Origin of the sequence: Actinokineospora guangxiensis (assembly GCF_042657845.1) — a bacterium.
In the GTDB taxonomy this organism is placed as follows: Bacteria; Actinomycetota; Actinomycetes; order Mycobacteriales; family Pseudonocardiaceae; genus Actinokineospora; species Actinokineospora guangxiensis.
In genome coordinates this window covers 195,406-219,615 of the sequence record NZ_JBHSKF010000011.1, presented here as the reverse complement: position 1 = coordinate 219,615, position 24,210 = coordinate 195,406, and the positions used below count along the sequence as shown (strand labels likewise).

Sequence of the window (24,210 nt, the reverse complement as noted above, 5' to 3'; positions counted from 1 at the left end):
TCCATCCCTGTGTCGTTTCGGGCGTTCCCGGCGCTTGAACGCGACCAATCACCCCGGAGCAGCCGACCATGACCGCTCTCTTCTCGCGCCCTGCCCGCACGCCCCGGCGGTGGATAGCCGCCGCGGTCCTCCTGATCGCCGCCGCCCTGGTGGCTCCCACCGTCACCGCCGAACCCGTCACCGCCGAGCCCGCCGCCGCGGGCAACACCGGTATGCGGGCCGCCGACCCCACCGTGATCCGCGTCGGCGGGACCTACATCTCCGCGCAGGTGTGGGGTGGCGGGATCGGTGTCCGCAAGGCGTCCTCGCCCGAGGGGCTCGCCGCCGCGCCGATCCGGGTGGTCTGGACCGACACCGCCAACCTGGGGGAGGTGTGGGCGCCGGAGCTGGTCACCGACTCCGGTCGCTACTACATCTACTTCACCATGGGCCGCGGCGCCGCCCACCGCATGTACGCCATCAGCTCGGCCAGTCCGGACAGCGGCTACACCGCCGCCCAGAAGCTCGCCCTGCCCGAGGACCGGTGGGCCATCGACGGGACCCTGTTCACCTTCAACGGGCAGCGCTGGTTCGTCTGGTCGGGATGGGCGGGCACCACCAACGTCGAGCAGAACCTCTACATCGCCAGGATGCGCGACCCGCTGACCCCGACCGGCGGGCGTTTCATCATCTCCCAGCCGCGCGAACCCTGGGAGCGCGTCGTCGGCAACCCGTTCATCAACGAGAGCCCCGAGGCCATCCGCGACCCCAACGGCCAGCTGCACATCGTCTACTCGGCCAACGGGAGCTGGAGCGAGCAGTACTGCCTGGCCGACCTGCGCCTGCGCGCGGGCGGCGACCCCACGCACGTCTGGGACTGGTACAAGTCCAACGGCTGCCTCTTCGGCTCCAACCGCGCCACGATGATGGCGGGCTGGGACCCGACGCTGCACGTCAACGGCCCTGGCCACCACTCCTTCGTGCTGCTCAACGGTGACATCGCCACCAGCCCGCCCGCCGGGCCGCGCTTCCCACTGATGTTCCACGCCGTCGCCAAGGGCACGCCCTACTCCTGGGACAACCGCCACTGGTACACCGGCTCGTTCGCCTGGTGGGGCAACACCACCTACCGCCGGGCCAACGTCCCCGGCCCGACGACCGACACCGGGTGGGGCCTGAAGTTCTTCGAGTGAGTCACCGCGGGCTCGGTGAGCGGGATCGCCTCCGCGCGGGTGGCGGGGTGGCCCGCCCGGTCAGGCCATGCGCTCGGCGATCGCCTTGGCGAGGGGTTCCAGGCGCTGGCGCATGTCGGCCGGGGTCCAGTCGGCGTTGCCGTTGGACAGGCCGCAGTCGATGACCACCGAGTGCGGCCCCGAGGTGAACACCAGCGTGAACCGGTTTCCCCTGACGCCGAAGACCGCGCCGTCGCCGATGCCGGAGATCGTCTCGGCCAGGTCGATGTTCTCCCGGTCCTCGGCGAGGCGGGACTTGGCCGCCGCGGCGTCGCGCAGCGCGGAGATGCGGACGACGGGCGCCATCGAGCCGTCCAGGATCGTGGTGCCCTCGGCGGCGGGGATGGTGTTGCGCGAGGCCGTCGTGCGCCTGCACGAGGTCTCTTCCGGGCCCCCGCCGACGACGTAGGTGCGTTTGATGTCGAACGGGCTGACGGTGAACTTCGTCGCCGCCTGGAAATCGGCACCGGTGTAGACCTCGCAGGCGTCGTTGACGATCTTCTGGCCGCCCCGGGAGAGGTCGCCGAGGTCGCTTGGCGGGCCGGGCGGGGAGGCCAGGGCGTCGTCGATCGCCTTGGCCGCGGCGGCCAGCTTGCCGTCGGGGATGGCGGGCTTGCGGTTGGTCCAGGTGACGTCGAAGGTCGCCTCGACGTTGCCGCGGGCCCAGGTCACCGTGCCCCGGCCTTCGAGGTCCTCGATCAGCGCGCCGTCGAAGCCGGGCAGCGGGCGGCCCTTGGTCGGCTTCTTCACCTCGTCGGTGGAGGTCTGCTTGAGTCCCACGCTGACCGAGCGGAACTGGGCGCGCTCGGTGTCGGCGGGGGAGATGTAGCACACGGAGTTGAGCCCGTAGGTCCACGACGGCCGCTGTTCGCCGTCGATCGGGGGGAGCGGGTCGGCGTAGGTCTCCTGCACGCGCAGGCCCTGGGTGCCCACGGTGCCGAGGTGCGCGGCCACGCTGGAGGGCGGGAACACACCGCAGGCGTTGGCGTAGGGGTACTCGCCGATGCAGTAGTCGCCCTCGCACTCGGCCTGCCCTGAGCCGCCGGAGCCACCCGAGCCGCCGCGTGCGCCGGTGTCGCCGTCGGACTCGTGGAACGCCAGGAAGTACGTCGTCACCCCGGCCGCGACGAGGACGAGCACGACGCCCAGCACGGCCCACACCAGTCCGCCGCTCTTCTTCGGCGGCGGCGGCGGGGGCGGTGCCATGCCGTAGCCGGGGCCGGCCGGGTAGCGGGTCCAGGGCTGCTGACCTGGGGTGGGGCCGTGCGGGTACTGGGGAGGTCCAGACGACATGGCCGCTACCTAAGCACAAGCCCGAGCGTCGGAGGTGACAAACGGGCACCCTGCGGACCGCTCGACCCCGCCGCTGGTCGCCCACCGCCTGCCGACCGTGGTGGCCGCCGACCAGATCGCCGTCCTGGAAGCGGGCGAGGTCGCCGACGGGCCGCCACCCGCGGGTGAAACCCTGGTACGCGCGCCCTCCGCGGGGGTACACGACCGGCATGTTTCCCGCAGAGAACATCCGCGACTGGATCGGCAAGGACGTCATCGATCCGGCCGGGGACACCATCGGCACCCTGGAGTCGGTGTACGTCGACACCACCACCGACCAGCCGAGCTTCTTCACCGTGTCGGTCGGCTTCATCGGCCGCAAGCGCCTGGCGTTCGTGCCCGCAGGCGGCGCTGTCGTCAGCCCGAAGGCGGTCCGGGTGCAGTACGCCAAGTCGCTGGTGAAGGACGCGCCGTCCATCGACACCGACGGTGAGCTGCTCGCCCGCGACGAGCCGGCGGTGTTCGCCCACTACGAGATCCCCTACACCAGCCACGGGGAACGGCTCCTGGCCCGGCGCTGACCGCGGTCACCCCGCGCCCAGCGCCGCCACGACCGCGACGACGGCCCGGTCCGCCGAACGGGGGTGCAGCAGGTCCGTGCGGTAGACCAGCTCCGGGGTGCGCACCGGCACCCCGCGCAGGTCGGGGGTCAGCGCCGAGGCGGGCAGCAGCACCAGGCCCTCGCCCGCGGCGGCGAGCAGCCGCGGGGCGTCGAGGTCGGTGCCCGCGCACCGCACGGCGGTGCGCAGCGGCGGCAGGCCGAGACCCGCGCACAGGTCGTCCAGGGAGCCGACGGCGTCCGGGGCGGCCAGCCAGCGCGCCTCGGTCAGGTCGGCCAGGGCCGCCTCCCCGGTGAGCGGGTGCCCCTGCGGGACGGCCACCAGCGCCGGGGCCTCGGCCAGCGGCACCGAGCGCAGCGACGCCAGGGCGGGCAGCGGTGGCGGGTCGCCGCGCACGGCGGGGGAGACCACGACGGCCAGGTCGAGTTCCCCCGAGGCGAGCGCGCCGGGCAGCGCGCCGGGGGCCGCCACCCGCACCGACAGCTCGCGCACGCCCGCGGCCCGCGCGTGCCGGGCGATCGCGGGCAGGTGGGCCGCCGCCAGCGGAGCCACCCCGACCGCCAGCCGGGCGGCCGGTTCGGCCGCCGCCCTGGCCACGTCCGCCCGCGCCGCGTCCAGCCGCAGCAGCAGGGGCACGGCGTGGTCGAGCAGCCGGGCGCCCGCGTCGGTCGGGCCGACCGGGCGGCGGGTCAGCAGCGGCACGCCCAGGTCGGACTCCAGGGCGACGATGTGCTGGGAGACCGCCGACTGGGTGTAGCCCAGCTCTCGGGCCGCCGCCGAGAAGGAGCCGAGGCGCGTCACCGCGCAGAACGTCCGCAGCAGGCGCGTGTCCACGGCTGATAAGCATAACTGATACCGCGATGCGAAACGATCGCTTGTGCTGAACTCGGGTGGGCTCGACCATGGTCGAATGCGGCGGATAGCGCGGGTGGCCCTGGTGGGCGAGCGGTCGGCGGCGGTGCGGGCGCACGCCCGGTACGCCGACCTGTTCGACGCCCTGTGGCGGCGGGCGGGCATCGCCGTGGACGCCTACTGGACCTCCACCGCCGACCCCCGCCTCGACGGGTTCGAGGGGTTCGAGGGGTTCGATGGGGTCTGGCTCGTCCCGGGCAGCCCGTACCTCAGCGAGGCGGGCGCGCTGGCCGCCGTGCGCACGGCCCGCGAGCGCGACCTGCCGTTCCTGGCGACCTGCGGCGGCTTCTCCCACGCCCTGCTGGAGTACGCCCGCTCGGTGTGCGGCATGGCCGACGCCGCCCACGCCGAGACCGCCCCCGACGCCGACCGCGTGCTGATCGTGCCCGCCCGCAAGGCCCTGGCCGGGCACGAGCGGCGGGTCAGCCTGCGCCCCGGATCGCTGGCCGAGCGGGTCTTCGGCGCGCGGGCGACCACCGAGCGCCACCACAGCGGCTACGAACTCGACCCCGGGTACGGCCCGCTGCTGGAGGAGGGCGGCCTGCGGTTGAGCGGCCACGACGACGACGGCGTCGCCAGGATCGCCGAGCTGCCCGGCCACCGGTTCTTCCTGGCCGCGGCCTTCCAGCCGGAGCTGACCCCGGACCCGCACCCGGTCGTCACCGCGTTCGCCCGCGCCGCCGCCGCGTGAGCGGTTCCCGCGTCAGCGGGCCCGGCCACACTCGGGCCAGCCACCTTCAGGCCGGCTACACCGCAGCGCTCCCAGTCCCCCAGCGGAGGATGTCCATGACCACCGAATCCCGTGCGCAGACCCCGGTCTGGCTGCCGCACTTCCTGGCCTGCTCGCTGATCTGGGGCTCCGGGTTCGCGCTGATCAAGATCGGGGTGGACGCCGGGATCGCGCCCGGCTGGGTGGCCTTCTGGCGCTGCTTCTTCGGCGCGCTGGTGCTGTGGCTGCTGGTGGCGGGCCGCAGGCTGACGGTGCCCCGCCAGGCGAAGGTGTGGTGGCACGCCTTCGTCGTGGGGACGGTGCTCAACGCGCTGCCGTTCACCCTCTTCGCCCTGGGGGAGAAGAACATCAGCTCCCTGCAGGCCGGGGTGTGGAACGCGATGATCCCGCTGTTCACCCTGGTGTGGGTGCTGGTCATGCTGCCGCAGGAGAAGCCGACGCCGCGCAGGCTGCTTGGCCTGGCCACCGGCTTCGCCGGGGCGCTGGTCGTGCTCGGCGTCTGGGACGGGGTCGACGACGCGATGCTGGCGGGCAGCACGGCGTGCATCATCGCGGTCGCCTCCTACGGGCTCGGCTACACCTACACCCGCAAGTACCTGTCCGATGTGGACGTCCCGGCGCTGACCCTGACCGCCATCCAGATCGGCCTGGCCACGGTGCAGCTGGCCATCGTCGCCCCGTTCATGTCGGGCGCCCCGACCTGGCCTGGGATGGGGCCGATGCTGGCGATGGTCGTGCTCGGCGCGATCGGCACCGGCATCGCCTACATGTGGAACCTGACCGTCATCCGCGCGGTCGGCTCCACCGTCGCCTCCACCGTGGCGTTCCTGACCCCGATGTGGGCGGCGATCATCGGCGTGCTGTTCATGGCCGAGATCCTGAACTGGAACACCGTGGTCGGCGCGCTGCTGATTATCGGCGGGGTGCTGCTGATCCGCCCGCCCAAGCCCGAGCCGGTCGTGCTGCTCGACGACGTCGACAAGCCACTTGACCAGCAGCCCCGGGCGGACGGCCAGGTCAGCGGCGCAGCAAAGGAGTGATCCGGTGCAGGCCCTCGGCGACGACCAAGGGGTCCCTGGCGAAGCCCAGCCGGAACCCGCGGTCGCTGCCGAGGGTCTCGCCGGGCATCAGCAGCACCTTGGCCTCCAGCGCGCGCCTGCACAGCGCCAGCGACGGCTCCCCGGACAGCGGGACGGCCCAGGCGAACGGGGTCCCGTCCGGCGGGACGACCCGGACGGCGTCGGCATTCGCCTCGGCCCAGGCCGCCACCACCGCCCACCCCGGCTCGACGGCCGCGGCGTAGGCGGCGGCGTAGCGGGCGTGCCGCTCCAGCGCGCGGGCCGCCAACTCCTCGCACAGGACCGAGTTGGCGATGGAGGTGTAGTGCTTGTGGCGCACGCACGCCTCGACCACCTCGTCGGGGCCGTAGAGCCAGCCGATCCGCAGGCCCGGCAGGCCGTAGACCTTGGCGAGGCCGGACACCGAGACCACCCGGGGGTGAGTCAGGGCGGGGGAGCCCGCGAGGTCGAGGGCGTACTCCTCGTCCAGGACGAGGTAGCCGTCGGTGGCGGCGAGCAGGTCGGCCAAGGCGAGGACGTCCTGGCTGTCGGTGCGCCGCCCGCCCGGGTTGCCGGGGGAGTCCAGGTAGATCATCCGCAGGTCGGGACCGGCCAGGGCGCGCACGGCGGCCAGGTCGACAGCCATGTCGTCGGTGCGGGGAACCGCGTCCACCCGCGCGCCCCGGTGCGCGGGCACGTCGAGGGACGGCAGCCACCCCGGCAGGAAGGTGATCACCTGGTCGCCGGGCCGCAGCAGCGTGGTGAACAGCAGGTACAGCGCCTCGGCCGCCCCGTGGGTGACCAGCACGCGGTCGGGGGAGCCGCCGTAGCGGGCGGCGACGGCGGCGCGCAGCCGCGGGGTGCCCGCGTCGCTGCCGTAGCCCAGCGGCAGCTGGCCGGGCACGCCGAGGTCGGCGAGATCGCCGACCGGGACGTAGCTGTTGCCCAGGTCGACCTCGTAGCGCCCGGGGGTGTCCTCGAACGCCCACCGCCGCATCGGGTAGATCGCCGCCGTCATCGCACCTCCTCCAGCGCGCGCCGCAGCGCCGCCGAGATCCGCCCCTCGAACACCTTGCGCACCTCGCCCGCCATCCGGACGCCGTCCCCGCCGACCTCGACGGCGACCGACCCGCCCGGCATCAGCACCGCCACCCGGCCGCCGGTGAGCCCGCGCGCGTGCGCCGCGCTCGCCGCCGCGCACGCGCTCGCCCCGGACGCCGGGGTGTAGCCCGCGCCGCGCTCGTAGACCTCGACGCGCAGCCGGTCGGGGCCGAGCACGTGGACGAACTGCACGTTGGCGCGCCCGGGGAACGACGCGGCCACGGCCTCGCCGTGCTCGTGGGCGACTCCCGCGCCGACCTCGGGCAGGAAGAGCACGGCGTGCGGGTTCCCGTTATCCACAAAGGACATGTCGAAGCCGGCGCCCGCCACGGCCAGCGGTCGCGGCGGGGACACCGCCGCGGGGCCGAGGCCGACGGAGACCAGCCCGGCCGCGGCGTCGGTGACCTCCACCGCGGACTCGCCTGCCGGGGTGGCCACGGTGAACCGGGCCGTACCCGGGTGCAGGCCCGCCAGGTGCAGGCCGACCATCCGCACGCCGTTGGCGCTGCGCGCGCACGGGCTGCCGTCGGCGTTGACCGTGCGCACGGCGACGGGCCGGTCGACGTCGACCGGCCCGTCCAGCAGCAGGACCCCGTCCGCGCCGACCCCGAGCCGCCGGTCGCACAGCAGCCGCACGGCCGCGGGGGTGAGCGGCGGTCCGGGGTCGAGCAGCAGGTAGTCGTTGCCGAGCGCCTGGTACTTGGTGAAGTCCACGACCGTCACATGGTCGACGTGGCCAGGGCGGCCGCGTCGTGCTCGTCGCCGTACCACTTCTCCTTCCACCGCGAGAACGCCACGATGACGATGTCGCGGTGGCCGGGCCCGCCGTCGGCGGAGGTCACGTCGGTGACGTCGTGCTGCAGGGCCCGGTCGTCGAGCAGGACGGCCTGGCCGGGGTCGAGCGTGCCGACCCAGAACGGCTCGTCGGCGCCGGGCAGCCACAGCCGCGTGGTACCCCCGCCGACATTGTTGCGCCGCAGGATCGCGATCATGACGAACTCGTGCCCGTCGTGGTGCACGCCCTCCGGGGTCAGCGGGCCGGGCTTGTCGCCGTCGGCCTTGGTCCGGTTCTGGTGGACGTTGATCTGCCAGTCCTCGGACGGGTCGAGGTCGAACTGCGCCATGCCCGCGCGGATGATCGGGGTGAAGTCGACCTCGATCGGCAGGTAGACGCGGCGGATGCCGCCCGCGACCGAGTTGAACTTGGTGAAGGTGGTGTAGTCGCGGTGCTCCAGCTTGGCGAACTGCCAGCCCTCGGTCTCGTCGTGGTGCAGCCGGTACTGGCTGAACCGCTTGAACCGGGTGCCGTTGCCCATGTACTCGTCAACCGGGCAGCGGTCGTAGCTGTCGAGGATGTCCTGCGGGATCTCCGGCAGGTCCACGATGGCGAAGCGCTGATCGTTCAGTGGCATGACTGGCGTGGGTCCTTCCGGGAGCGGCTAGTGGGCCGGGGCGAGATCGGCGACCTCGCCGATGCGCTCGTCGAGGTAGCGCGCCGAGGAGTTCAGCCGCCAGAGGGTGCCGCGGGCGATGCCGCGGCGCATGTAGGCCGAGCCTGCCGAGGGCAGCACGATGTTGTGGAACCACCCGGCGGCGTGCTGGGAGTCCACGGTGATGTGCAGCCGGTGGTAGACGATGCCGACGTCGGGCAGGCCGAGGCGCTCCCACGCGGAGACGACCTGCACGAAGCGGTCGGGCACCAGCCACTCGGTCATGCCGAGGAAGCCCACGGCCTCGGGGTAGAACCGGCGGTAGCGGCACAGCAGGACGGCCAGGTTCCCCGACAGCAGCGCGGTCGCGGTGAGCGAGTCCTCCAGCTCCTGCTCGGTGATGTCGAAGACCTCGTAGAGCTGGTTGAACAGCGTCGTGTGGACCTCGTCGGGCTTGCCGTTGCCCATCTCGTCCCAGAAGTTGCTGGCGATCTCCATCTTGCTCGCGCCCGCGGTGCCCACCTGCATGAGCGCCAGCAGGTCGTCGAAGCGCCCGTCCACCACCGATTCCTGGATGACGTACTTGCGCAGGTCGTCGGCGGTGGCGTGGTGGCGGATGAAGTCGGTGTAGTAGGGGTGCTTGAAGACCCGGTGACCGCGGGCGCTCTTCTTCAGCCAGGACAGGTACGCGGCCGGGTCGCTGGGCGCGGCCTCGACCGCCGCCCAGTCCACCTTGGCGTCCTCGGCGGCGATGGTGGCCCGCTCCAGCGCGGTCAGCACGCCGTTGACGAGGACCGAGCCCTCGGCGGTCGGCTGGTCGGGGATGCGCATCGTCAGGTTGTAGATGCGCGAGAGGAGCAGCTGCTGAAGCCGGAACGCCCCCTGGTCACCCGCGGCGGCGGCCGCGTTGAGCTCGGCGACCCCCGCGGTCACCCGCTCGGCGTGCGACCCGACCACGCGGGCGTCGACCTCGTCGGCGGGAGTGTGCAGCAACGAGGTAACCTCGTCGACCAGTGCGGTGAGATCACGCAATTTCGGTCACCTTTCCCGCGAACCGGTTCCGAGGGTGGTCGAAACGGGGCCGCGCGCAGTGGGCATGGCCGGTCAAATCCCTGTTGAAGATCGCCGAGCCAGCGGATGGCCACAATGATCACTCATGGAATGCCAGGAAACAAACCCTCCATTTAGCCTAAACACATTGCTCCGACCCGGATGGAGTAGTTCTGCGTCGCTTCGTGGGATTCTGCGGTGTGCTTGCCGGGCATTCCCGCTGCGGTCCGTGGGCTGTACTCGGCGAATGAACCGCCCCGTTGAGCCGTTCGAGCTATACCTCGGGGGTTATTGTGCCTTTCCCATTGTTCCCGTATACCGGGAACGAAGTCGCTGAGGTGGCACTGCCATCACCGAACGTGATCAGCGTCTATTGGCAGTTCCGTGGGAACGGAATAGGTCGTACGCTGTCGCGATCGGTGTGGTGCTATATTCGCGCATTCGCGTTCTCGCCGGGCCGTCCTCGGAGGCGGCCCGCCGGACCCAGGGGGAGGCCGCCGTGCCGGTCGTGGCGCTGCGGGCGTTCACCGACGCCGACCTCGACGCGCTGTTCGAGGTCGAGCGCGACCCGGAGGCCGTGCGCATGGCCGCCTTCACCTCGCACGACCCCGACGACCGGGCGGCCTTCGACGCGCACATGGCCAGGATCCGCGCGCTGCCGACGGTCATCCTCCGGGCGATCACCGTCGACGGCGCGCTGGCGGGAACGGCCTCGTGTTTCGCGGTCGAGGGCGACACCGAGATCACCTACTGGGTCGACCGGGCGCACTGGGGCCGCGGGGTCGCGACGGAGGCGGTGCGGCTGCTGCTCGCCGAGGTGACCGTCCGGCCGCTGCACGCGCGGGCGGCCAGCGACAACGCCGGGTCGCTGCGGGTGCTGGAGAAGGCCGGCTTCCGCAGGACCGGCACCGAGATCGCCTTCGCCCCCGCCCGCGGCGCGGAGATCGAGGAGACGGTCCTGCGGCTGGACTGAGTCCACCTCTGCGAGAATGGGGTGTGGCCGAGACAAGCGGGCGCGCGGAGTTCCCCGGCGCCGAGCAGGTGCGCGGTGACGCCCGGTCGTGGCCGACCGGGCGGCTGCTGTCGGTGGCCGCGCGGGTGCTGGAGGTCCGGTTCGAGCGGTTCCTGGCGGGCTACGACCTCACCCAGGCTGGCCTGGTCGTGCTGCACCACGTCGAGGAGGGCCCCCGCTCGCAGCGCGAGCTGTCGCTGCTGTGCCGGGTGACCGACCAGACGATGAGCCGCACCGTCGAGAAGCTGACCCGCTACGGGCACGTCCGCCGCGGCGCCGACGTCGGCGACCGGCGGCGGCTGCTCGTGGAGATCACCGAGAGCGGGCAGGTCGCGCTCGACGGCGCGCGGGTCGAGGAGCGCAAGTCCGAGCAGTTCTTCGGCGCGCTGCCCGACTACGGCCGCTTCCGCGACGACCTCATCGCGCTGATCGGGATGGCGGAGCCGCCGTCCTCCGGGGGCGGATAGTCCGGCTCGGCCTCGCGCGGCCGCAGGAGCGCGGCGATCCGCAGGCCCAGCCACACCAGGGCGGCGAGCACCCCGACCAGCGCGTACTCGATCACCGGGATGCGCACGACCTCATCGATCCTGCCGATCCCCCGCCACAGGTACACCCCCAGCACGGCAGCGATGAATGCCCAGCCCAGCACCCACCGGGTGCGCCGGGACAGGCCGACGCCGTGCATCTGGGTGAGCACGAAGATGGCGAGGAAGCCGAAGAGGAACATCGGCCACATGCCCTCGGCGCCGGAGTTCATGACGGCGACCAGGGTGCCGTGCACGGCCACCATCACCTCCAGCAGCAGCGTCCACCAGCGGTTCGTGTGGGCCCTGGTGAAGAACAGGCTGCCCTGCGCCATCAGCAGGAACATGTAGAAGAAGCCGATCAGGTGCCCGCTGGTGGACTCCATGGGGTGGTACCAGAAGGTGTAGATGATGGCCCAGCTGAACAGGTAGCCGTGGTAGCGGCGCACGAACCGCACGACCTCCTGGCCCAGCGGGGCGGGCTTGCCGAGCAGCAGGCCCCGCCTGCGGTTCTCCATCAGCAGGACCGCGACGAGCAGCATGACGACCGAGGCCTGGGAGCTGAAGATGGAGACGTCCTGGGCCAGGCCGTCGTAGAACAGCTGCGTCTGCACCAGGTGCAGCACGATGAAGCCGAAGTTCGCGGCCAGCGCCACGACGTTGACCTTGTGCAGTCCGGACGTGTATTGACGTACTCGGGTCTGCGCGTAGTAGATCAGCCCCCAGGACACGATCTGGTGGGCTGCGTAGCCCAGCCACGCTGACGCCCGAGTCACCGCGGTCGGTTCAGGCAGCTGCCAGTAGTACCAAGCGGCCCCTTGGTCGGGAAGCAGGGCCACGTCGTGCAGCCGCTGTCCCAGCAGCCACACGACCCCGGTCAGCACGGCGCTCGCGGTCAGGCCGAGGACTATGGCCCGGGAGCCGGGGGACCGGGTAATGTTCAGCATGCTGAACATCTAACCAGGGCTTCCCCGAGGAGGAAAGCGTGCGGCGACACCGCCTGACGGTCAACGGCGAGGACCACGAGGTCGACGCCCCGGACGGCGAGGCGCTGCTCTGGGTGCTCCGCGAGGAACTCGGCCTCACCGGGCCGAAGTACGGCTGCGGTGTGGGGGTGTGCGGCGCCTGTGTGTCCCTGATGGACGGACGTGCCGTGCGGCCGTGCGTCACCGCCGTCGAGCAGGCGGCCGGGCGGCGGGTGACCACCGTCGAGGGCCTCTCCGAGGACGCCGGGCACCCGGTGCAGCGGGCCTGGCTGCGCCTGGACGTCGCCCAGTGCGGCTACTGCCAGCCCGGCCAGATCATGTCCACCGTCGCCCTCCTCGCCGAGAACCCCGACCCCGACGACCGCGACATCGATGAGGCGCTGCGCGACAACGTCTGCCGGTGCGGCACCTACCGACGGGTGCGCGAGGCCGTCCGCCTCGCCGCCAGGCTCGCCCGAGGGGAGGCCGGGTGATGGACCGCCGCACCTTCCTCACCGCCCTCGGCGCCGGGACCCTGGTCGTCGCCGTGCCCGTTCCCGCCCTCGCGGGCGCCCGGAGCGCCGAATGGGTTCCGTCGGTGTACCTGCGCCTGGACTCCGGCGGCGCGGTCACCGTCACCGTGCCCAGGCCGGACACCGGCCAGGGCGTGCGCACCGTCGTGGCCATGCTGGTCGCCGAGGAACTGGCCGTCGACCTGACCGCCATCGACGTCGAGCAGGCCGAGGGCGACACCGCGAAGTACGGCCAGCAGATGGTCGCCAACTCGCTGTCGGTGCGGGCGCTGGAGAACCCGGTGCGCCAGGCCGCCGCCACCGCGCGGGCGCTGCTCGTGGCCGCCGCCGCGCGCCGCTGGGGCGTCCCGGCCGCGCAGTGCCGTGCCCGCGACGGCGAGGTGCGCCACCCCCGGCGCGGCAGGCTGCCGTACGCGGCGCTGGTCGGCGAGGCCGCCGCGATCGACCCGGGCACCGTCGAGGTCGAGCTGACGCCGCGCGCGCGGTGGCGGGTGCTCGGCGGCGGCGCGGGCCGCGTCGACGCCCGCGACATCGTCACCGGCCGCGCCCGCTACGGCATCGACACCGCCCCGCCCGGCGTGCTGACCGCCGTCCTGGCCCGCCCGCCGTGGATCGGCGCCACGGTCGCCTCCTTCGACGACACGGCCGCCACGGCGGTCCCCGGTGTCGTCGCGGTCGCCGCCATCGGGCCGCGGACCGGCGCGCAGGGCGGCGTCGCCGTCATCGCCACCGCCACGGGCGCGGCGCTGCGCGGGCGCGAGGCGCTCACCGTCCAGTGGACCGGGGGCGCCCCGACCGCCGACAGCAGGCGCTGGCTGGACGACCTCGCCGCCCGGCTGCCCGAGCCGGAGGACCTGGGCCCGTCGGTCGTGCAGGCCGAGTACCGCCTTCCGATGCTCGCCCACGCGCCCATGGAGCCGATGAACGCCACCGCCCACTGGCGTCCCGACGGCCTGGACGTGTGGGCCCCCACCCAGGACCCCGGCGGCCTGCGGACCCTGCTGTCGCGGCTGTTCGCGGTCCCCGAGTCCACGGTGGCGGTGCACGCGACGCTCTCCGGCGGCGCGTTCGGCAGACGCATCGAGCCCGACTTCGTCAGCGAGGCAGTGGAGTGCTCGCGGGTGGCGGGCAGGCCGGTGAAGGTGCTCTGGACGCGCGCGGAGGACACCCAGCACGACTCGTACCGCCCGCTGTCGGTGCACCGCATGCGCGCCGTCGTCGGCCGGGACGGGATACCGGTGCGCCGCGCCCACGACGTGGCGACCTGGCCGCTGTCGGTCGCGCCGTTCTTCAACAACCCCGACCTCGTCCTCGCCAGCGGCGACCACTTCCCCTACACCGTCGAGGGCCGGGCCCGCGTCGCGCTGTCGCCCTCCCCGCTGCGCACCGGCTTCTGGCGCTCGGTCTACGCGGGCCCGTTCGTCTTCGCCGAGGAGGCGTTCCTCAGCAGCCTGGCCGACACCGCCCGCATCGGCCAGGTCGCCCTGCGCCGCAGGCTCCTGCCCACCGGCGGCAGACTGCGCCGAGTGCTGGACGTCGCCGCCGCGCGGTCCCGGCCCCGCTCGGGCCGCCTGCACGAGGGCGTCGCCTGCCACCTGGACTACGGCTCGGCCATCGCGGTGATCGCCCACGCGGAGCGCACCCGCACGGGCCCGCGCCTGCGCCGGGTCACCGCGGCGGTGGACGTCGGCGCGGCACTGCACCCGTCGGGCGTCCGGGCACAGGTGGAAGGCGGCGTGGTGGACGCCCTCTCGACGGTCCTGGGCGCGCAGATCACGGTGCGGGAAGGGCGGGTGGCGCAGTCCAGCTTCGCGGACTACGGCTGGGCGCGCATCGATGACGTGCCGCCGATCGATGTGCACATCGTGGAGACCGACCACCCCGTGGGCGGTCTCGGTGAACTGGCCTATCCGCCCGCCACGGCGGCGATCGCCTGCGCGCTGGCGAGGGCGGGGCGGACGACGCTGACGGGGCTGCCCGCGCTGGGGGTGCCCGGCTGAGGCCGCTGCGCCCACCCGCTCGGCCAGGCGTCGCGCTCGGCGAGGCGCAGCACCAGCGCCGCGATGTTCCACGCGTCGTCCTCGCCGAGGTGGTGGCGGCCTTGCAGCGGCCGTCCCGCGAGGACGGCCTAGGCCATCCACTTCGCCAGAACGGCGGGATCGGCGACGGAGGAGGTGACCTCGCCGCGCTCGTCGTCGGTGAGGGGCAGGAAGGCGAGGTGGGCGCCGCACTCCGGCAGACGGTCCTCTTCGGATACTGACCCTGCCAGTTCGATGAGGACGGCCAGTGCCTTGGCCTTCTCCAGGTTCGACGCTGTCTCACCGTGTTGCGCAGGACCGAGTTGAGGGCGCGGCAGGCGGCCTGGGGTCGGTCTTGAACTCCAGCGGAACCGGGTGGCCCTGGGCCACCCGTGGACAGCGCCTTCCCGTACTCCGCGCATGGCCTCGGTGATCGCCGCGTGGTACGCCGCGACGGAGCCGACCATGACGAGGCAGCCGCCGGTGTTCTCGGCCGCGGGGTCGACGCGGTCGCCTATGGGTTCCGCTGCCGGCCGGGTTCGGCTGTCGGCGACGTGTCAGGTCGCCGTGGTACTGCTACAGCGACCTCAACAGAGAGGGAAACCCGATGCCGACCGAACCCGCGCTCGACCTGGTGCTGGAGAAGAAGGAAGCGCTGGCCGACGGCGTCGTCGAGCTGACGCTGCGCAGCCCCGACGGGCGTGACCTGCCGCCGTGGGCGCCGGGTGCGCACATCGACATCGTGCTCGGCGACGGCCTGGTCCGGCAGTACTCCCTCTGCGGCGACCCGGCCGAACGGTCGGTGCTGCAGGTCGCGGTCCTGCGCGAGCCCGCGAGCCGCGGCGGCTCGGCCTACGTGCACGAGCGCCTCGCCATCGGCGACGCGGTCGAGGTCCGCGGACCGCGCAACCACTTCGCCCTCGCGGGCGCGCGCCGCTACATCTTCATCGCGGGCGGCATCGGGATCACCCCGATCGTGCCGATGATCGCCGCGGCCGCCGCGGCCGGAGCCGAGTGGCACCTGTTCTACGGCGGCCGGACCCGCACCTCCATGGCCTTCGCCGACGTGCTCGAAGACCGCCACCCCGACAACGTCAGCATCCAGCCCCAGGACGAGGCGGGCATCCTCGACCTCCTGGAGATCCTCGCCGACCCGGCCCCCGACGTCGCCGTCTACTGCTGCGGCCCCGAGCCGCTGCTCGCCGCGGTCGAGGCCGAGTGCGCCCGGTGGCCCCAGGGCGCCCTGCACCTGGAGCGCTTCGTCGCCAAGCCCGGCGCCGCCGAGGGCCCCAGTCGCTCCTTCGAGGTGGAACTCGCTCAATCCGGCCTCACCCTCACCGTCCCGGAGCACCGCTCGATCCTCGAGGTCGTCTCGGCCGCGGGCGTGGACGTCTACTCCTCCTGCCAGGAGGGCACCTGCGGCACCTGCGAGGTCGGCGTCCTCTCCGGCACCCCCGACCACCGCGACTCCATCCTCGGCCCGACCGAGCGCGAGGAGGGCCAGGCCATGATGATCTGTGTCTCCCGCGCCGTCTCCGCCCGCCTGGTCCTGGACATCTAGGCCGAACGGCTGAGGCCGCCCGGATGGTCTCCGGGCGGCCTCAGCGGTGCCTGCGAACTCAGGAGCCCTTGGCGGTTCGGGCGAACCTCACCCAGCCGTCGGTCGGGACCGACAGCGAGCCCAGGTCGGGGACCTTCGAGTCCCGCACCAGCACCGCGCTCGGCCGCCACGCGACCTCGACGCAGTTGCCTGCGCCATCGGCGCTGAACGAGCTCTTGAACCACACTGCGGGGCTTGCGTCGCGCCTGGCGCGCGACTGGCGATCGTCCTGCGTCATCCTCGTTCTTTCTGCTGGTGGATAGTGCTCCCGACCTGGTCGAGGAGACCCTCTAGCTGGTCGGAAGTGCTGGACAGCGCCAGGAGTTCATCGAAGATCACTCGGTACTCGGCGACTGCCGACTCGTTCTTGATGAGCTGCTCGAACCAGCCCGCGGGCGTGTACGCGATGTAGGAGGCCCCCCGCGTCGACCCGATGCCCAGCACCTGGAACGACCCGCCGATGGCCCGGTGCGGTCCGGAGGACAGCGGGAGGACGTGGATCGAGACACCGTCCATCCGGTTCACCTCCACCAGGTGCGCCAGCTGCTCAAGCATGTCGTCGGGGCCGACCACCGTCCTGAGCAGGACCGCCTCGTCCAGGATGAACACACGCTCGCGGCCGTCCCCGCGCAGCGCGGCCCGCTGGCGGTCGCGGCGCAGGGCGAGCAGGCCCTCGGTCGTGGCCTCGTCATCGAAGTTGCCGATCACGGCGCGGGCGTAGGCGGTGGTCTGGAGCAGGCCGGGGACGACCATGGACTGGTACTGGTGGATCACCGACGCGCTGGCCTCGTAGGCGGCGAGGTCGATGATCCCCTGCTGGGCGTCCTTGCGGTACTTGTCCCACCACTCCTTCTCGCGGGCCTGGCGGGACAGCTCCAGCAGCTCGTCGACGCGCGCGGGCTCGGAGATGCCGAACAGGGCCAGCGCGGCGCGCAGGTCGGTGATGGAGACGCGGACCGCGCCGTTCTCGATCCTGATCACCTTGCTCAGGGACCACTCAAGGGCCTCGGCGACTTGCTGTTGGGTCAGGCCCGCGTGGTCTCTGGCCTGCCGCAGTTCCATCGACAGCCGAACCCTGGGGACGACCGGGCCCGCCTTCTCGGGTTTCTTGGCCACTGCGCAGCCCTCCCGATTATCGGTTTCGTGTGTCAACATGACACGTAGCAGATCGCGTACTGTCGGTCCGGATGCATGCTAGCAGCCACCGTGCTATCCGGTAGTTGGCGGGGAGGCGGTGGGCGTCATGGCGACGAAGGGGGCAGGCGACGGCGCCGGCGGTGTGGTGAACCGGGCCGAGGCCGGGGCGCACCGCGGCGGGGTCTTCCAGGCCCATCGCATGGAGATCACGCTCGGGCGCGAGTCTCCCGACAGTGACCTGGCGATCGCGCGTCAGCTGCCGCCCAAGCCCGTGGGCTTCGTGGACCGGGCGGTGGAGCTGCGGCAGATGGACTCCGTCATGGACCGGCTGGAACCGGGGCACCAGGCCGTGATCGTCGTGACCGGGATGGTCGGGGTCGGCAAGTCCGCGCTGGTGCGGCACTGGGCGGACGCGAACCGTCACCGTTTCCCCGGCGGCCAGCTCTACGTCGACTACACCGATCACCGCTATCGCGGTGACGACGCCGTCCATCGGGTTCTCGCCGCCCTGCTGGCCCACTACGAGGTGACCCAGCCGCCCATCGGGCTCAACGAGTGCGCCTCGCTCTTTCGCAGCCTCACCGCGGACCGGCCGGTGCTGGTGCTGGTCGACAACGCCGAGCGCTCGGCGCAGGTGCGGCTGCTCGTGCCCGGCGCGCCGGGCAGCGCGCTGGTGGTGGCCAGCAGATACCGCCTGGGCAGGCCCGCGCTCGACGCGGCGCGCGTGCTGCGCCTCAAGCCGCTGGACGAGGCCGACACCGCGGCGCTGCTGCTCTCGATGCTGGACGAGGACATCCGCTCGGACCTCGCCGCCGACGTCGCCGAGCGGCTCGCCGGGATCTGCGCGGGACTGCCGAAAGCGGTGCGGATCGTGGCCTCGCTGCTGGAGGACCCGGACCGATGGCCGCCCGGGGTGCTGGCCGCCCACCTCGCCGACGACGGCCACCGCCTCGCCCGCCTGGCCGCGGAGGACTGCGAGATCGGCGCGGACCTCGACGAGGTCGTGCACACCCTCGACGCCGACGGCAGGCGCGCGTACGCGCTGCTGGGCGCTCTGCCCGCCGCCGAGTTCAGCACCGAGGCCATCGCCAAGGGGCTGGAGGAGTGGGTGGAGCACGCCCGCCACATCCTGCACCGGCTCTGCGACGCCAACCTGGCCACCGGAGCGATGGACCGCTTCCGCCTGCACGCCTTGGTCCGCCTGCACGCGCGCGGCCTTTCCGCCGCGCGCGAGGAAGCCGACCGGGCACGGGACAGAGTGGAGGACTGGTACCTCGGCGCCGCGCTGGCCGCGGGCCGCGCGCTGCGCGAGGAGCACCGGTCCCGGCTCGTCTGGCCGAGCGGGCCCGCGCGCAGGCGGGACTGGTCCTCCCCGCAGGAAGCCGCCCGCTGGTACGAGGCCGAGCGCGGCGCGCTCCTGGCGCTGCTGGTCGCGGCCGAGCGCAGGAACGACGAGCGGGTCCTGGAGTTCTGCCACGCGCTGTGGCCGCTTCAGCGCTCGCGTGGACACCATGACGCGGCGGCGCGGGTGCAGCGCAAGGCGGTCCGCGCCGCCATGAACCTCGGGGACGGGGAAGAGGAGGCGCGGGCGTGGGTGCGGCTCGCCTTCGCCCGCGCGCTGGCGGGCGAGGCGGCCGAGGCGCGCAGGGCGCTGGTGCGCGCCAGGGGCAGCGCCGAGTCGGCGGAGGACGGGGACGCGATGGCGCTCGTCGCGGAGGGGGAACTCGAACTGGAGGCGTGGCTGGCCGGTGACGGGTTCATCCCCGGGCCACCCGCTCCGCGCGACGGCGACGACCCGGGCGCCGTGTGGCTGCCGGGGGACGCCGAAAAGGTGTGGTAGCCGGAGCGCTCGGGTCCGGCCGTGGGAGTCCACCGTTCCAAGTGGACTCCGGCCGCTTTGGCTCCGGGCTAGAAGACCAGCGCGAGGATCACGATCAGCACGACGGCGACGGCGACGATGGGGATGATCGGGAGTCCGGCGGGCAGGCGGTAGTGCCTGCGGACGGTGGTCCTGCGGAAAAAGCTGCCCGGGACCCGGCGGCGATGGCTCTCCACCCACGGCATGGTGTTTCCTCCTCGGTTTCTCGTCTTCCTGCGACGTACCTCTGCGGTGATCGGGCGAAACTGGGCTATGCGGCCGATTCGCCCCGGACGGCCGCGGCGTCGTGCGGGGTGAGGCCGAGCATGGCGAGGAGGTCGCGGAGTTCGTCGGCGTCGCGGGCGTGGACGGCGATGGTGCGCGCGGCGCGGGCGCGCTCGGTGCGGGTGTTCTCGGCGATGCCGGACAGCAGGGGGGCCATCGGGGCGTCGGTGCGGGGTCGCATGGTGGGCTCCTGGGGATCGGCGGTGCGGCGTGCCCTTCTTGTGCCCGCTCGGGTGTCCGGTTAATCCCCGTGACCGTGCTCGGTATCCGGGGATAGGGTGGGCGCATGTCGAGCCCCGAGGCGGACGAGTCGGGGGCTTTCGGTCACGCCGTCAGCCCCCAGCACCCCTGACCTCCCGCCGCGCTCCCGCGGCCGGTCGAGCGCGCCCGTGGGCTGACCGCGGTGACGAGACGCCTTCCCCGCCTCTCCTCGCCTCGGAGCGACTCACATGCCTTTCCCGCTCTACCTGCTCGCCGTCGCCGTCTTCGCGATGGGCACCTCGGAGTTCATGCTCGCCGGTCTGCTGCCGGACATCGCCGCCGACCTGGCGGTGACGGTGGCGTCGGCCGGTCTGCTCACCTCGGCGTTCGCCGTCGGGATGGTCGTCGGCGCGCCGCTGGTGGCCGCCTTCGCCCGCGGCCGGTCCGAACGCCGCTGCCTGCTCGGCTTCCTGCTCGTGTTCGCCGCCGCCCACGTCGTCGGCGCGGTGACGACCGGCTTCGGGGTGCTGGTGGGCACCCGGGTCGTGGCCGCGCTCGCCTACGCGGGCTTCCTCGCCGTCGGTCTCACCGCGGCGGCGGCGATGGTCCCCGAGCGCAGGGGACGCGCCCTCGCCGTGCTGCTGGCGGGGACGACGGCGGCGATGATCGCCGGTGTCCCCGGCGGATCGCTGCTCGGCGCGGTCTTCGGCTGGCGCGCGGCGTTCTGGGCCGTGGCCGCCTTGTGCGTGCCCGCCGCCATCGGTGTCGTCGCCGGGGTCCGCTCCACGGGCGGGCGGGGGAATCCCGGCCTGCGCGCGGAACTCGCCCCGCTCGGGCGGCCCGGCCTGCTGGTCGCGATGCTGCTGGGCGCGCTGGTGAACGCGGGGACCTTCGCGGGCTTCACCTTCCTCGCCCCCGTGGTCACCGGGCCGGCCGGGCTGGGCGAGCTGTGGGTGCCCGTGGCGATGGTGCTCTTCGGCGCAGGCTCGTTCCTCGGCGTCGCGCTGGCCGGTCGACTCGCCGACCAGCGGCCGTGGCGGGTCGTCGCGGTCGGCGGGCCGCTGCTGGTCGCGGCCTGGTGCGCGGCGGCGGCGCTGGCCGGGAACCCGGCCGCGCTGCTCGCCGCCGTGTTCGCCCTGGGCGCGCTGTCGTTCGCCGTGGGCAGCACGCTGATCACCCGCGTGCTGTACGCGGCGTCGGCGGCCCCGACGATGGCCGGCGCCTACGCCACGGCCGCGCTCAACGCCGGCGCGACGGCAGGCCCTCTCGCCGGGGCCGTGGCGCACGCCCGCCTCGGCGACCTCGGCCCGCTGTGGGTGAGCGCCCTGCTGGTGCTGGCGGCCCTCGCGGTCGCGGTGGCGGCGCGCGGGCTCGTCGCGGACCACACCCCGACGGCGTAGATCAGGCGGGCGGTGGGGCGTGCTGGAACGGCAAGCGGTCCCGCCCACCCGTCGCCGGGATGGGCGGGACCGCGGTGAAGCGACTGGCTACGCGACCGTCATCGGCGCCTTGACGTCCAGGCCGAGCGCGGCGACGACCTCGGCGACGCGCGCGTCGAGGCCGCTCGCGTCCTCGGCGCTGACGACCACCCAGCCGAGCTTGCGACCGGCCTCGGTGAACGGCTGGACGGGGTCGCCGGGTTTGACGAACAGCTCCACCGACGTCACGTCCGGCAGGGCGGCCACCGCGTCGAGCCCCGGCGCGCCGACGAACTCGCCCGGTCCGTGCAGCGGGGAGGTGAGCACGTGCAGCCGCGTCGGCCGCCAGTGCCGGGGGGCGATGGCGACGGGCTCGCCGATCGCCAGGCCGACCAGCGCGGCCACCACGTCGACCCCGGCCAGGGCGGACACCAGGCGCGGGAAGCCGTTGCCGGACATGCGGGCGCCGACTTCGAGCACGTAGCGGGTGCCGTCCGGGGCGACCACGACGTCGAAGTTGGCGGGACCGTCGTGCAGGTCGAAGGCCCGGCACAGCTCGCGCGCCTCGCGGGTCATCTCCTCGGTGGCCTCCGGGGCCAGCGGCGCGGGCGCGGTGTGCCCGCCGATGAGGAAGCCCGGCCCCGGCAGGACGTCCTTGACCGTGATCACGCTGAGCGCGACCTCGCCGCCGGACATGAACACGTTGACCGTGTAGTTCACGCCCTCGACGAACTCCTCCACGATCACCTGACCGCTCGGGGAGAGCTGGGCGGCGTGGCGCAGCGCGGCGTCGAGGCCCGCCTCGTCCGGCACGCCCGTGACGCCGCGGCCACCGGAGGCGTCGGTCGGCTTGACCACCACCGGGAACCGGAAGCCGCGCACCGCGTCGGCCAGCGAGGCCAGGTCCTCGGACTGCGCCCACCGGTAGGACGGCACGCCCGCGGCCGCCGCGACCCGGTGGAAGGCCGCCTTGTCCATCGATGCCGCCGCCGCGGCCGCTGGATACGGCCACGGAGTTCCGAAATGGACGGACAGGCGGTGCCAGGACTCCAGGCAGGTGTCGGCGGCGGTGGACACCACGCCCGCGATCGGCCTGCCGGCAAGCGCTTGCGCGATCCCCGCGTGGTCGGTGGTGGAGATCGGCAGGAACTCGTCGGCCAGCGGGATGCCCGGCCGGTCGGCGCGCATGTCCACCGCCACGGTCCGCAGGCCGCGGCGGCGGGCCTCCTGGTAGAGGACCACCTGCTCCTCGCCCGCGCCGAGGACGAGCAGCTCCCCGGCGCTCACCGGAGCACCGCCGTCGCGCCCGTCGTCCGCCTCGGCGGCGGGGGAGCGGGCACGCCGTGGTCGAGCATGTCCTCATCGGACACCGGGATGTTCGCCTCCCGCACGTAGTAGATCCGCCGGGGCCGCACGTCCATCATGCGCCGGAACAGGTACCGCCCGACAACGGCCACGCCGACCACGGCCGACGCCGAGACCAGCAGCGCGGTCACCAGCAGCGCGGTCGCGCCCACCGCGCCGACGATGCCCAGCACCGAGAGCAGCACCGCGGCGAAGGCGGCCAGCGCGGCGAGCAGGTACACCGCGTTCAGCGGCCGCCACGAGAACCCGAACCACAGCTCGAAGGCGTCCCCGGCCAGCCGCCCGAGCCGGAACTTCGACGTGCCCGCCGAGCGCTCGCGGTGGGCCACCGGCACCGTCGCGCACCGGGCCCCGACGTGCGGGGCCTTGGCGACGAAGTGCGAGTTGCCGGTCGGCAGGTTGACGACCGTGCGCCCGACCTCGGTGCGCACGACCCGAAACGATGTCGCGCCCTGCGGCACCTCCACCTTCAGCACCTTGCGCGCGACCCAGTGCGCACCTGCCGCGCCGAGGCGCCGCAGGGCCGAGTCCTTGCGGTCGGCGCGCACGCCGAACACCACGTCGTAGCCCTCGGCGGCGGTGTCCAGCAGCTTCCAGGTCTCGCCCGCCGGGAACTGCATGTCCGCGTCGAGCTGCACCGCCCACGGCCGCGCCGCGTACCGGAAGCCCGCGGTGACCGCGGCGGGCAGGCCGAAGTTGCGGGCGAAGGACACGTAGTGCACCCGGGGGTCGGCCGCGGCGATGCGCCTGATCCGCTCCAGGGTGTCGTCGCGGCTGCCGTCATCGATGAACAGCAGCTCCAGGTCCTCGACCGTCCCGAGCGCCTCGCACACCTCGCGGTAGGCGAGGTCGACCTGGGCGCCCTCGTTGTAGCAGGGGACGATCGCGGTCAACCCGCTCACATCAGCCTCTGGGACCACGTTGTCGGCGTCAGGTGGTTGACGATCTCCAGGTCCAGGTTGTACTCGAACTCCCGGGGACCCTTGAGCGAGATCCACTCGACCATCTCCGAGAGGCCCTGCCGCAACCCGACCTCGGTGCGATAGCCGAGCAGCTTGCGCGCCTTGTCGGAGCTGCACGTGGCGTGGTGCACCTCCAGCGGCCGCGCGGGCATGAAGACCGGGTCGCAGTCGACGCCGACGATGTCGCAGATGGTCTGCGCCAGCTCCAGCACGCTGACCGTGCCCTCGTCCGGGCCGACGTTGACGATCTCCCCGGTGATGTCCGGGTCGGTGGCCAGCTTGGTCAGGCAGGACACCACGTCGGAGACGAAGCTGAAGCAGCGCAGCTGGCTGCCGTCGCCGTAGATCACCGGCGGCAGCCCGCGCAGCACCCGGTTGATCATGATGGCGGCGACGTTGCGGTACGGGTCGTCAAAGCGCTGGCGCGGGCCGATGATGTTGTGCGGCACCGCGATGTTGTGCTCCATGCCGTGCACCCCGGCGATGGCCTGGACCTGCAAGTCCGCCGCGTACTTCGCGATTCCGTACGGCGTCAGGGGTTCCGGGCGCATGTCTTCGGTGAACGGTGGGACGAGCGCGCCGTAGCGCGACATGGACGAGCAGTGCACGAAGCGCCGCACGCCGTTGCGCACCGATGCGGACAGCATCGCGACCGTGGCCCCGGTGGTGTGCTCGTTCACCAGGTACGGCGCGAACACGGACAGGCCCTCATAGGGCGCGGCCGCGCAGTGGAAAACGATCTCGACCCCGTCGAGCATGTCCTCGTACTCGCTCGCGTCGCGGCAGTCCGCCACGCGGAAGTCGACTCCGTCGGGAACGTTTTCCTTGAATCCATCGATCATGTTGTCGATACCGCGGACGTGGTAGCCGTGGGTAAGCAACCAATCCGCTACGTGACTGCCCAGGAACCCGGCAATCCCCGTGATGAGAACGCTATCCATCGTTGCG

At 72.9% G+C, this 24,210-nt stretch carries 26 protein-coding genes; 11 read left to right on the top strand and 15 right to left on the bottom strand.

The annotated features are described in order from the left end of the window. Window positions 1-68: 68 nt before the first annotated feature. The gene (locus ACFPM7_RS21180; protein ID WP_378249416.1) at window positions 69-1,172 is read left to right on the top strand and encodes a glycoside hydrolase family 43 protein; all 1,104 of its coding nucleotides are present in this window, start codon (window positions 69-71) and stop codon (window positions 1,170-1,172) included. A gap of 60 nt (window positions 1,173-1,232) precedes the next feature. On the opposite strand, the gene ACFPM7_RS21175 is transcribed toward ACFPM7_RS21180, so the two are convergent. Next, window positions 1,233-2,504: a hypothetical protein gene (locus ACFPM7_RS21175; RefSeq protein ID WP_378249415.1), complete on the bottom strand. Its 1,272-nt coding sequence runs from the start codon at window positions 2,502-2,504 to the stop codon at window positions 1,233-1,235. 209 nt (window positions 2,505-2,713) lie between these two features. Between ACFPM7_RS21175 and ACFPM7_RS21170 the strand changes: the two genes are divergently transcribed. Continuing rightward, on the top strand, window positions 2,714-3,064 hold the full coding sequence (locus ACFPM7_RS21170; RefSeq protein ID WP_378249414.1) for a PRC-barrel domain-containing protein: 351 nt from the start codon (window positions 2,714-2,716) through the stop codon (window positions 3,062-3,064). 6 nt (window positions 3,065-3,070) lie between these two features. On the opposite strand, the gene ACFPM7_RS21165 is transcribed toward ACFPM7_RS21170, so the two are convergent. Beyond that, the gene (locus ACFPM7_RS21165; protein ID WP_378249413.1) at window positions 3,071-3,937 is read right to left on the bottom strand and encodes a LysR family transcriptional regulator; all 867 of its coding nucleotides are present in this window, start codon (window positions 3,935-3,937) and stop codon (window positions 3,071-3,073) included. Between the two features lie 76 nt (window positions 3,938-4,013). On the opposite strand from ACFPM7_RS21165, the gene ACFPM7_RS21160 reads away from it, so the two are divergent. Together ACFPM7_RS21160 and ACFPM7_RS21155 are read left to right on the top strand one after the other, a co-directional pair. Beyond that, complete coding sequence (locus tag ACFPM7_RS21160; protein ID WP_378249412.1) at window positions 4,014-4,706, top strand: glutamine amidotransferase-related protein; 693 nt, start codon at window positions 4,014-4,016, stop codon at window positions 4,704-4,706. 95 nt (window positions 4,707-4,801) lie between these two features. Beyond that, window positions 4,802-5,785, top strand: a complete 984-nt coding sequence (locus ACFPM7_RS21155; protein WP_378249411.1) for a DMT family transporter — start codon at window positions 4,802-4,804, stop codon at window positions 5,783-5,785. Here ACFPM7_RS21155 and ACFPM7_RS21150 read toward each other — a convergent pair. The 4 genes from ACFPM7_RS21150 to ACFPM7_RS21135 are packed head-to-tail and all read right to left on the bottom strand — an operon-like array spanning window position 5,763 to window position 9,327. Further along, the gene (locus tag ACFPM7_RS21150; RefSeq protein ID WP_378249410.1) at window positions 5,763-6,821 is read right to left on the bottom strand and encodes a pyridoxal phosphate-dependent aminotransferase; all 1,059 of its coding nucleotides are present in this window, start codon (window positions 6,819-6,821) and stop codon (window positions 5,763-5,765) included. The genes ACFPM7_RS21155 and ACFPM7_RS21150 overlap by 23 nt on opposite strands. Beyond that, a complete protein-coding gene (gene dapF, locus ACFPM7_RS21145; protein ID WP_378249409.1) occupies window positions 6,818-7,618 on the bottom strand; it encodes a diaminopimelate epimerase in 801 nt (266 codons plus the stop codon). Before dapF ends, ACFPM7_RS21150 begins: the two co-directional genes overlap by 4 nt. Before the next feature lie 5 nt (window positions 7,619-7,623). Next, entirely contained in the window at window positions 7,624-8,316 is a 693-nt protein-coding gene (locus tag ACFPM7_RS21140; protein ID WP_378249408.1) for a 2OG-Fe dioxygenase family protein, read from the bottom strand. Between the two features lie 27 nt (window positions 8,317-8,343). Continuing rightward, complete coding sequence (locus ACFPM7_RS21135) at window positions 8,344-9,327, bottom strand: iron-containing redox enzyme family protein (protein ID WP_378249407.1); 984 nt, start codon at window positions 9,325-9,327, stop codon at window positions 8,344-8,346. Between the two features lie 556 nt (window positions 9,328-9,883). Between ACFPM7_RS21135 and ACFPM7_RS21130 the strand changes: the two genes are divergently transcribed. Both ACFPM7_RS21130 and ACFPM7_RS21125 read left to right on the top strand, forming a co-directional pair. Then, complete coding sequence (locus ACFPM7_RS21130; RefSeq protein WP_378249406.1) at window positions 9,884-10,357, top strand: GNAT family N-acetyltransferase; 474 nt, start codon at window positions 9,884-9,886, stop codon at window positions 10,355-10,357. 23 nt (window positions 10,358-10,380) lie between these two features. Further along, on the top strand, window positions 10,381-10,863 hold the full coding sequence (locus ACFPM7_RS21125) for a MarR family winged helix-turn-helix transcriptional regulator (protein ID WP_378249405.1): 483 nt from the start codon (window positions 10,381-10,383) through the stop codon (window positions 10,861-10,863). On the opposite strand, the gene ACFPM7_RS21120 is transcribed toward ACFPM7_RS21125, so the two are convergent. Then, window positions 10,791-11,876: a hypothetical protein gene (locus tag ACFPM7_RS21120; RefSeq protein ID WP_378249404.1), complete on the bottom strand. Its 1,086-nt coding sequence runs from the start codon at window positions 11,874-11,876 to the stop codon at window positions 10,791-10,793. The genes ACFPM7_RS21125 and ACFPM7_RS21120 overlap by 73 nt on opposite strands. 29 nt (window positions 11,877-11,905) lie before the next feature. Between ACFPM7_RS21120 and ACFPM7_RS21115 the strand changes: the two genes are divergently transcribed. Then, window positions 11,906-12,379, top strand: a complete 474-nt coding sequence (locus ACFPM7_RS21115) for a (2Fe-2S)-binding protein (protein WP_378249403.1) — start codon at window positions 11,906-11,908, stop codon at window positions 12,377-12,379. Then, complete coding sequence (locus tag ACFPM7_RS21110; RefSeq protein WP_378249402.1) at window positions 12,379-14,418, top strand: xanthine dehydrogenase family protein molybdopterin-binding subunit; 2,040 nt, start codon at window positions 12,379-12,381, stop codon at window positions 14,416-14,418. The genes ACFPM7_RS21115 and ACFPM7_RS21110 overlap by 1 nt, the downstream gene beginning before the upstream one ends. A gap of 128 nt (window positions 14,419-14,546) precedes the next feature. On the opposite strand, the gene ACFPM7_RS21105 is transcribed toward ACFPM7_RS21110, so the two are convergent. Beyond that, window positions 14,547-14,903: a hypothetical protein gene (locus tag ACFPM7_RS21105; RefSeq protein ID WP_378249401.1), complete on the bottom strand. Its 357-nt coding sequence runs from the start codon at window positions 14,901-14,903 to the stop codon at window positions 14,547-14,549. A gap of 140 nt (window positions 14,904-15,043) precedes the next feature. Here ACFPM7_RS21105 and ACFPM7_RS21100 point away from each other — a divergent pair, with 140 nt between their 5' ends. Then, window positions 15,044-15,997: a PDR/VanB family oxidoreductase gene (locus tag ACFPM7_RS21100; RefSeq protein ID WP_378249400.1), complete on the top strand. Its 954-nt coding sequence runs from the start codon at window positions 15,044-15,046 to the stop codon at window positions 15,995-15,997. Window positions 15,998-16,055: 58 nt separating this feature from the next. Here the strand turns inward: ACFPM7_RS21100 and ACFPM7_RS21095 are convergent, their stop codons facing one another. Together ACFPM7_RS21095 and ACFPM7_RS21090 are read right to left on the bottom strand one after the other, a co-directional pair. Then, window positions 16,056-16,274, bottom strand: coding sequence for a DUF397 domain-containing protein (locus ACFPM7_RS21095; RefSeq protein ID WP_378249399.1), 219 nt, complete (start codon window positions 16,272-16,274; stop codon window positions 16,056-16,058). After that, window positions 16,271-17,152 carry a helix-turn-helix domain-containing protein gene (locus ACFPM7_RS21090; RefSeq protein WP_378249398.1) on the bottom strand — a complete coding sequence of 294 codons (882 nt, stop codon included), beginning with the start codon at window positions 17,150-17,152 and terminating at the stop codon, window positions 16,271-16,273. The genes ACFPM7_RS21095 and ACFPM7_RS21090 overlap by 4 nt, the downstream gene beginning before the upstream one ends. A 127-nt stretch (window positions 17,153-17,279) precedes the next feature. Here ACFPM7_RS21090 and ACFPM7_RS21085 point away from each other — a divergent pair, with 127 nt between their 5' ends. Next, on the top strand, window positions 17,280-19,013 hold the full coding sequence (locus ACFPM7_RS21085) for a hypothetical protein (RefSeq protein WP_378249397.1): 1,734 nt from the start codon (window positions 17,280-17,282) through the stop codon (window positions 19,011-19,013). Window positions 19,014-19,081: 68 nt separating this feature from the next. Here ACFPM7_RS21085 and ACFPM7_RS21080 read toward each other — a convergent pair whose 3' ends face one another. Together ACFPM7_RS21080 and ACFPM7_RS21075 are read right to left on the bottom strand one after the other, a co-directional pair. Then, entirely contained in the window at window positions 19,082-19,228 is a 147-nt protein-coding gene (locus tag ACFPM7_RS21080; protein WP_378249451.1) for a hypothetical protein, read from the bottom strand. Between the two features lie 74 nt (window positions 19,229-19,302). Beyond that, complete coding sequence (locus ACFPM7_RS21075; RefSeq protein ID WP_378249396.1) at window positions 19,303-19,497, bottom strand: hypothetical protein; 195 nt, start codon at window positions 19,495-19,497, stop codon at window positions 19,303-19,305. A gap of 268 nt (window positions 19,498-19,765) precedes the next feature. On the opposite strand from ACFPM7_RS21075, the gene ACFPM7_RS21070 reads away from it, so the two are divergent. Further along, on the top strand, window positions 19,766-20,917 hold the full coding sequence (locus tag ACFPM7_RS21070) for a Cmx/CmrA family chloramphenicol efflux MFS transporter (protein ID WP_378249395.1): 1,152 nt from the start codon (window positions 19,766-19,768) through the stop codon (window positions 20,915-20,917). An 87-nt stretch (window positions 20,918-21,004) separates the two neighbouring features. Here ACFPM7_RS21070 and ACFPM7_RS21065 read toward each other — a convergent pair whose 3' ends face one another. From ACFPM7_RS21065 to ACFPM7_RS21055, 3 genes are read right to left on the bottom strand one after another with little or no spacing between them, the layout of a single operon-like run. Then, a complete protein-coding gene (locus ACFPM7_RS21065; RefSeq protein WP_378249394.1) occupies window positions 21,005-22,222 on the bottom strand; it encodes an ATP-binding protein in 1,218 nt (405 codons plus the stop codon). Then, window positions 22,219-23,202 (bottom strand): glycosyltransferase family 2 protein, encoded by a 984-nt coding sequence (locus tag ACFPM7_RS21060; protein ID WP_378249393.1) that lies wholly within the window; start codon window positions 23,200-23,202, stop codon window positions 22,219-22,221. Before ACFPM7_RS21060 ends, ACFPM7_RS21065 begins: the two co-directional genes overlap by 4 nt. After that, a complete protein-coding gene (locus ACFPM7_RS21055) occupies window positions 23,199-24,203 on the bottom strand; it encodes an NAD-dependent epimerase/dehydratase family protein (RefSeq protein ID WP_378249392.1) in 1,005 nt (334 codons plus the stop codon). The genes ACFPM7_RS21060 and ACFPM7_RS21055 overlap by 4 nt, the downstream gene beginning before the upstream one ends. Window positions 24,204-24,210 lie beyond the last annotated feature (7 nt).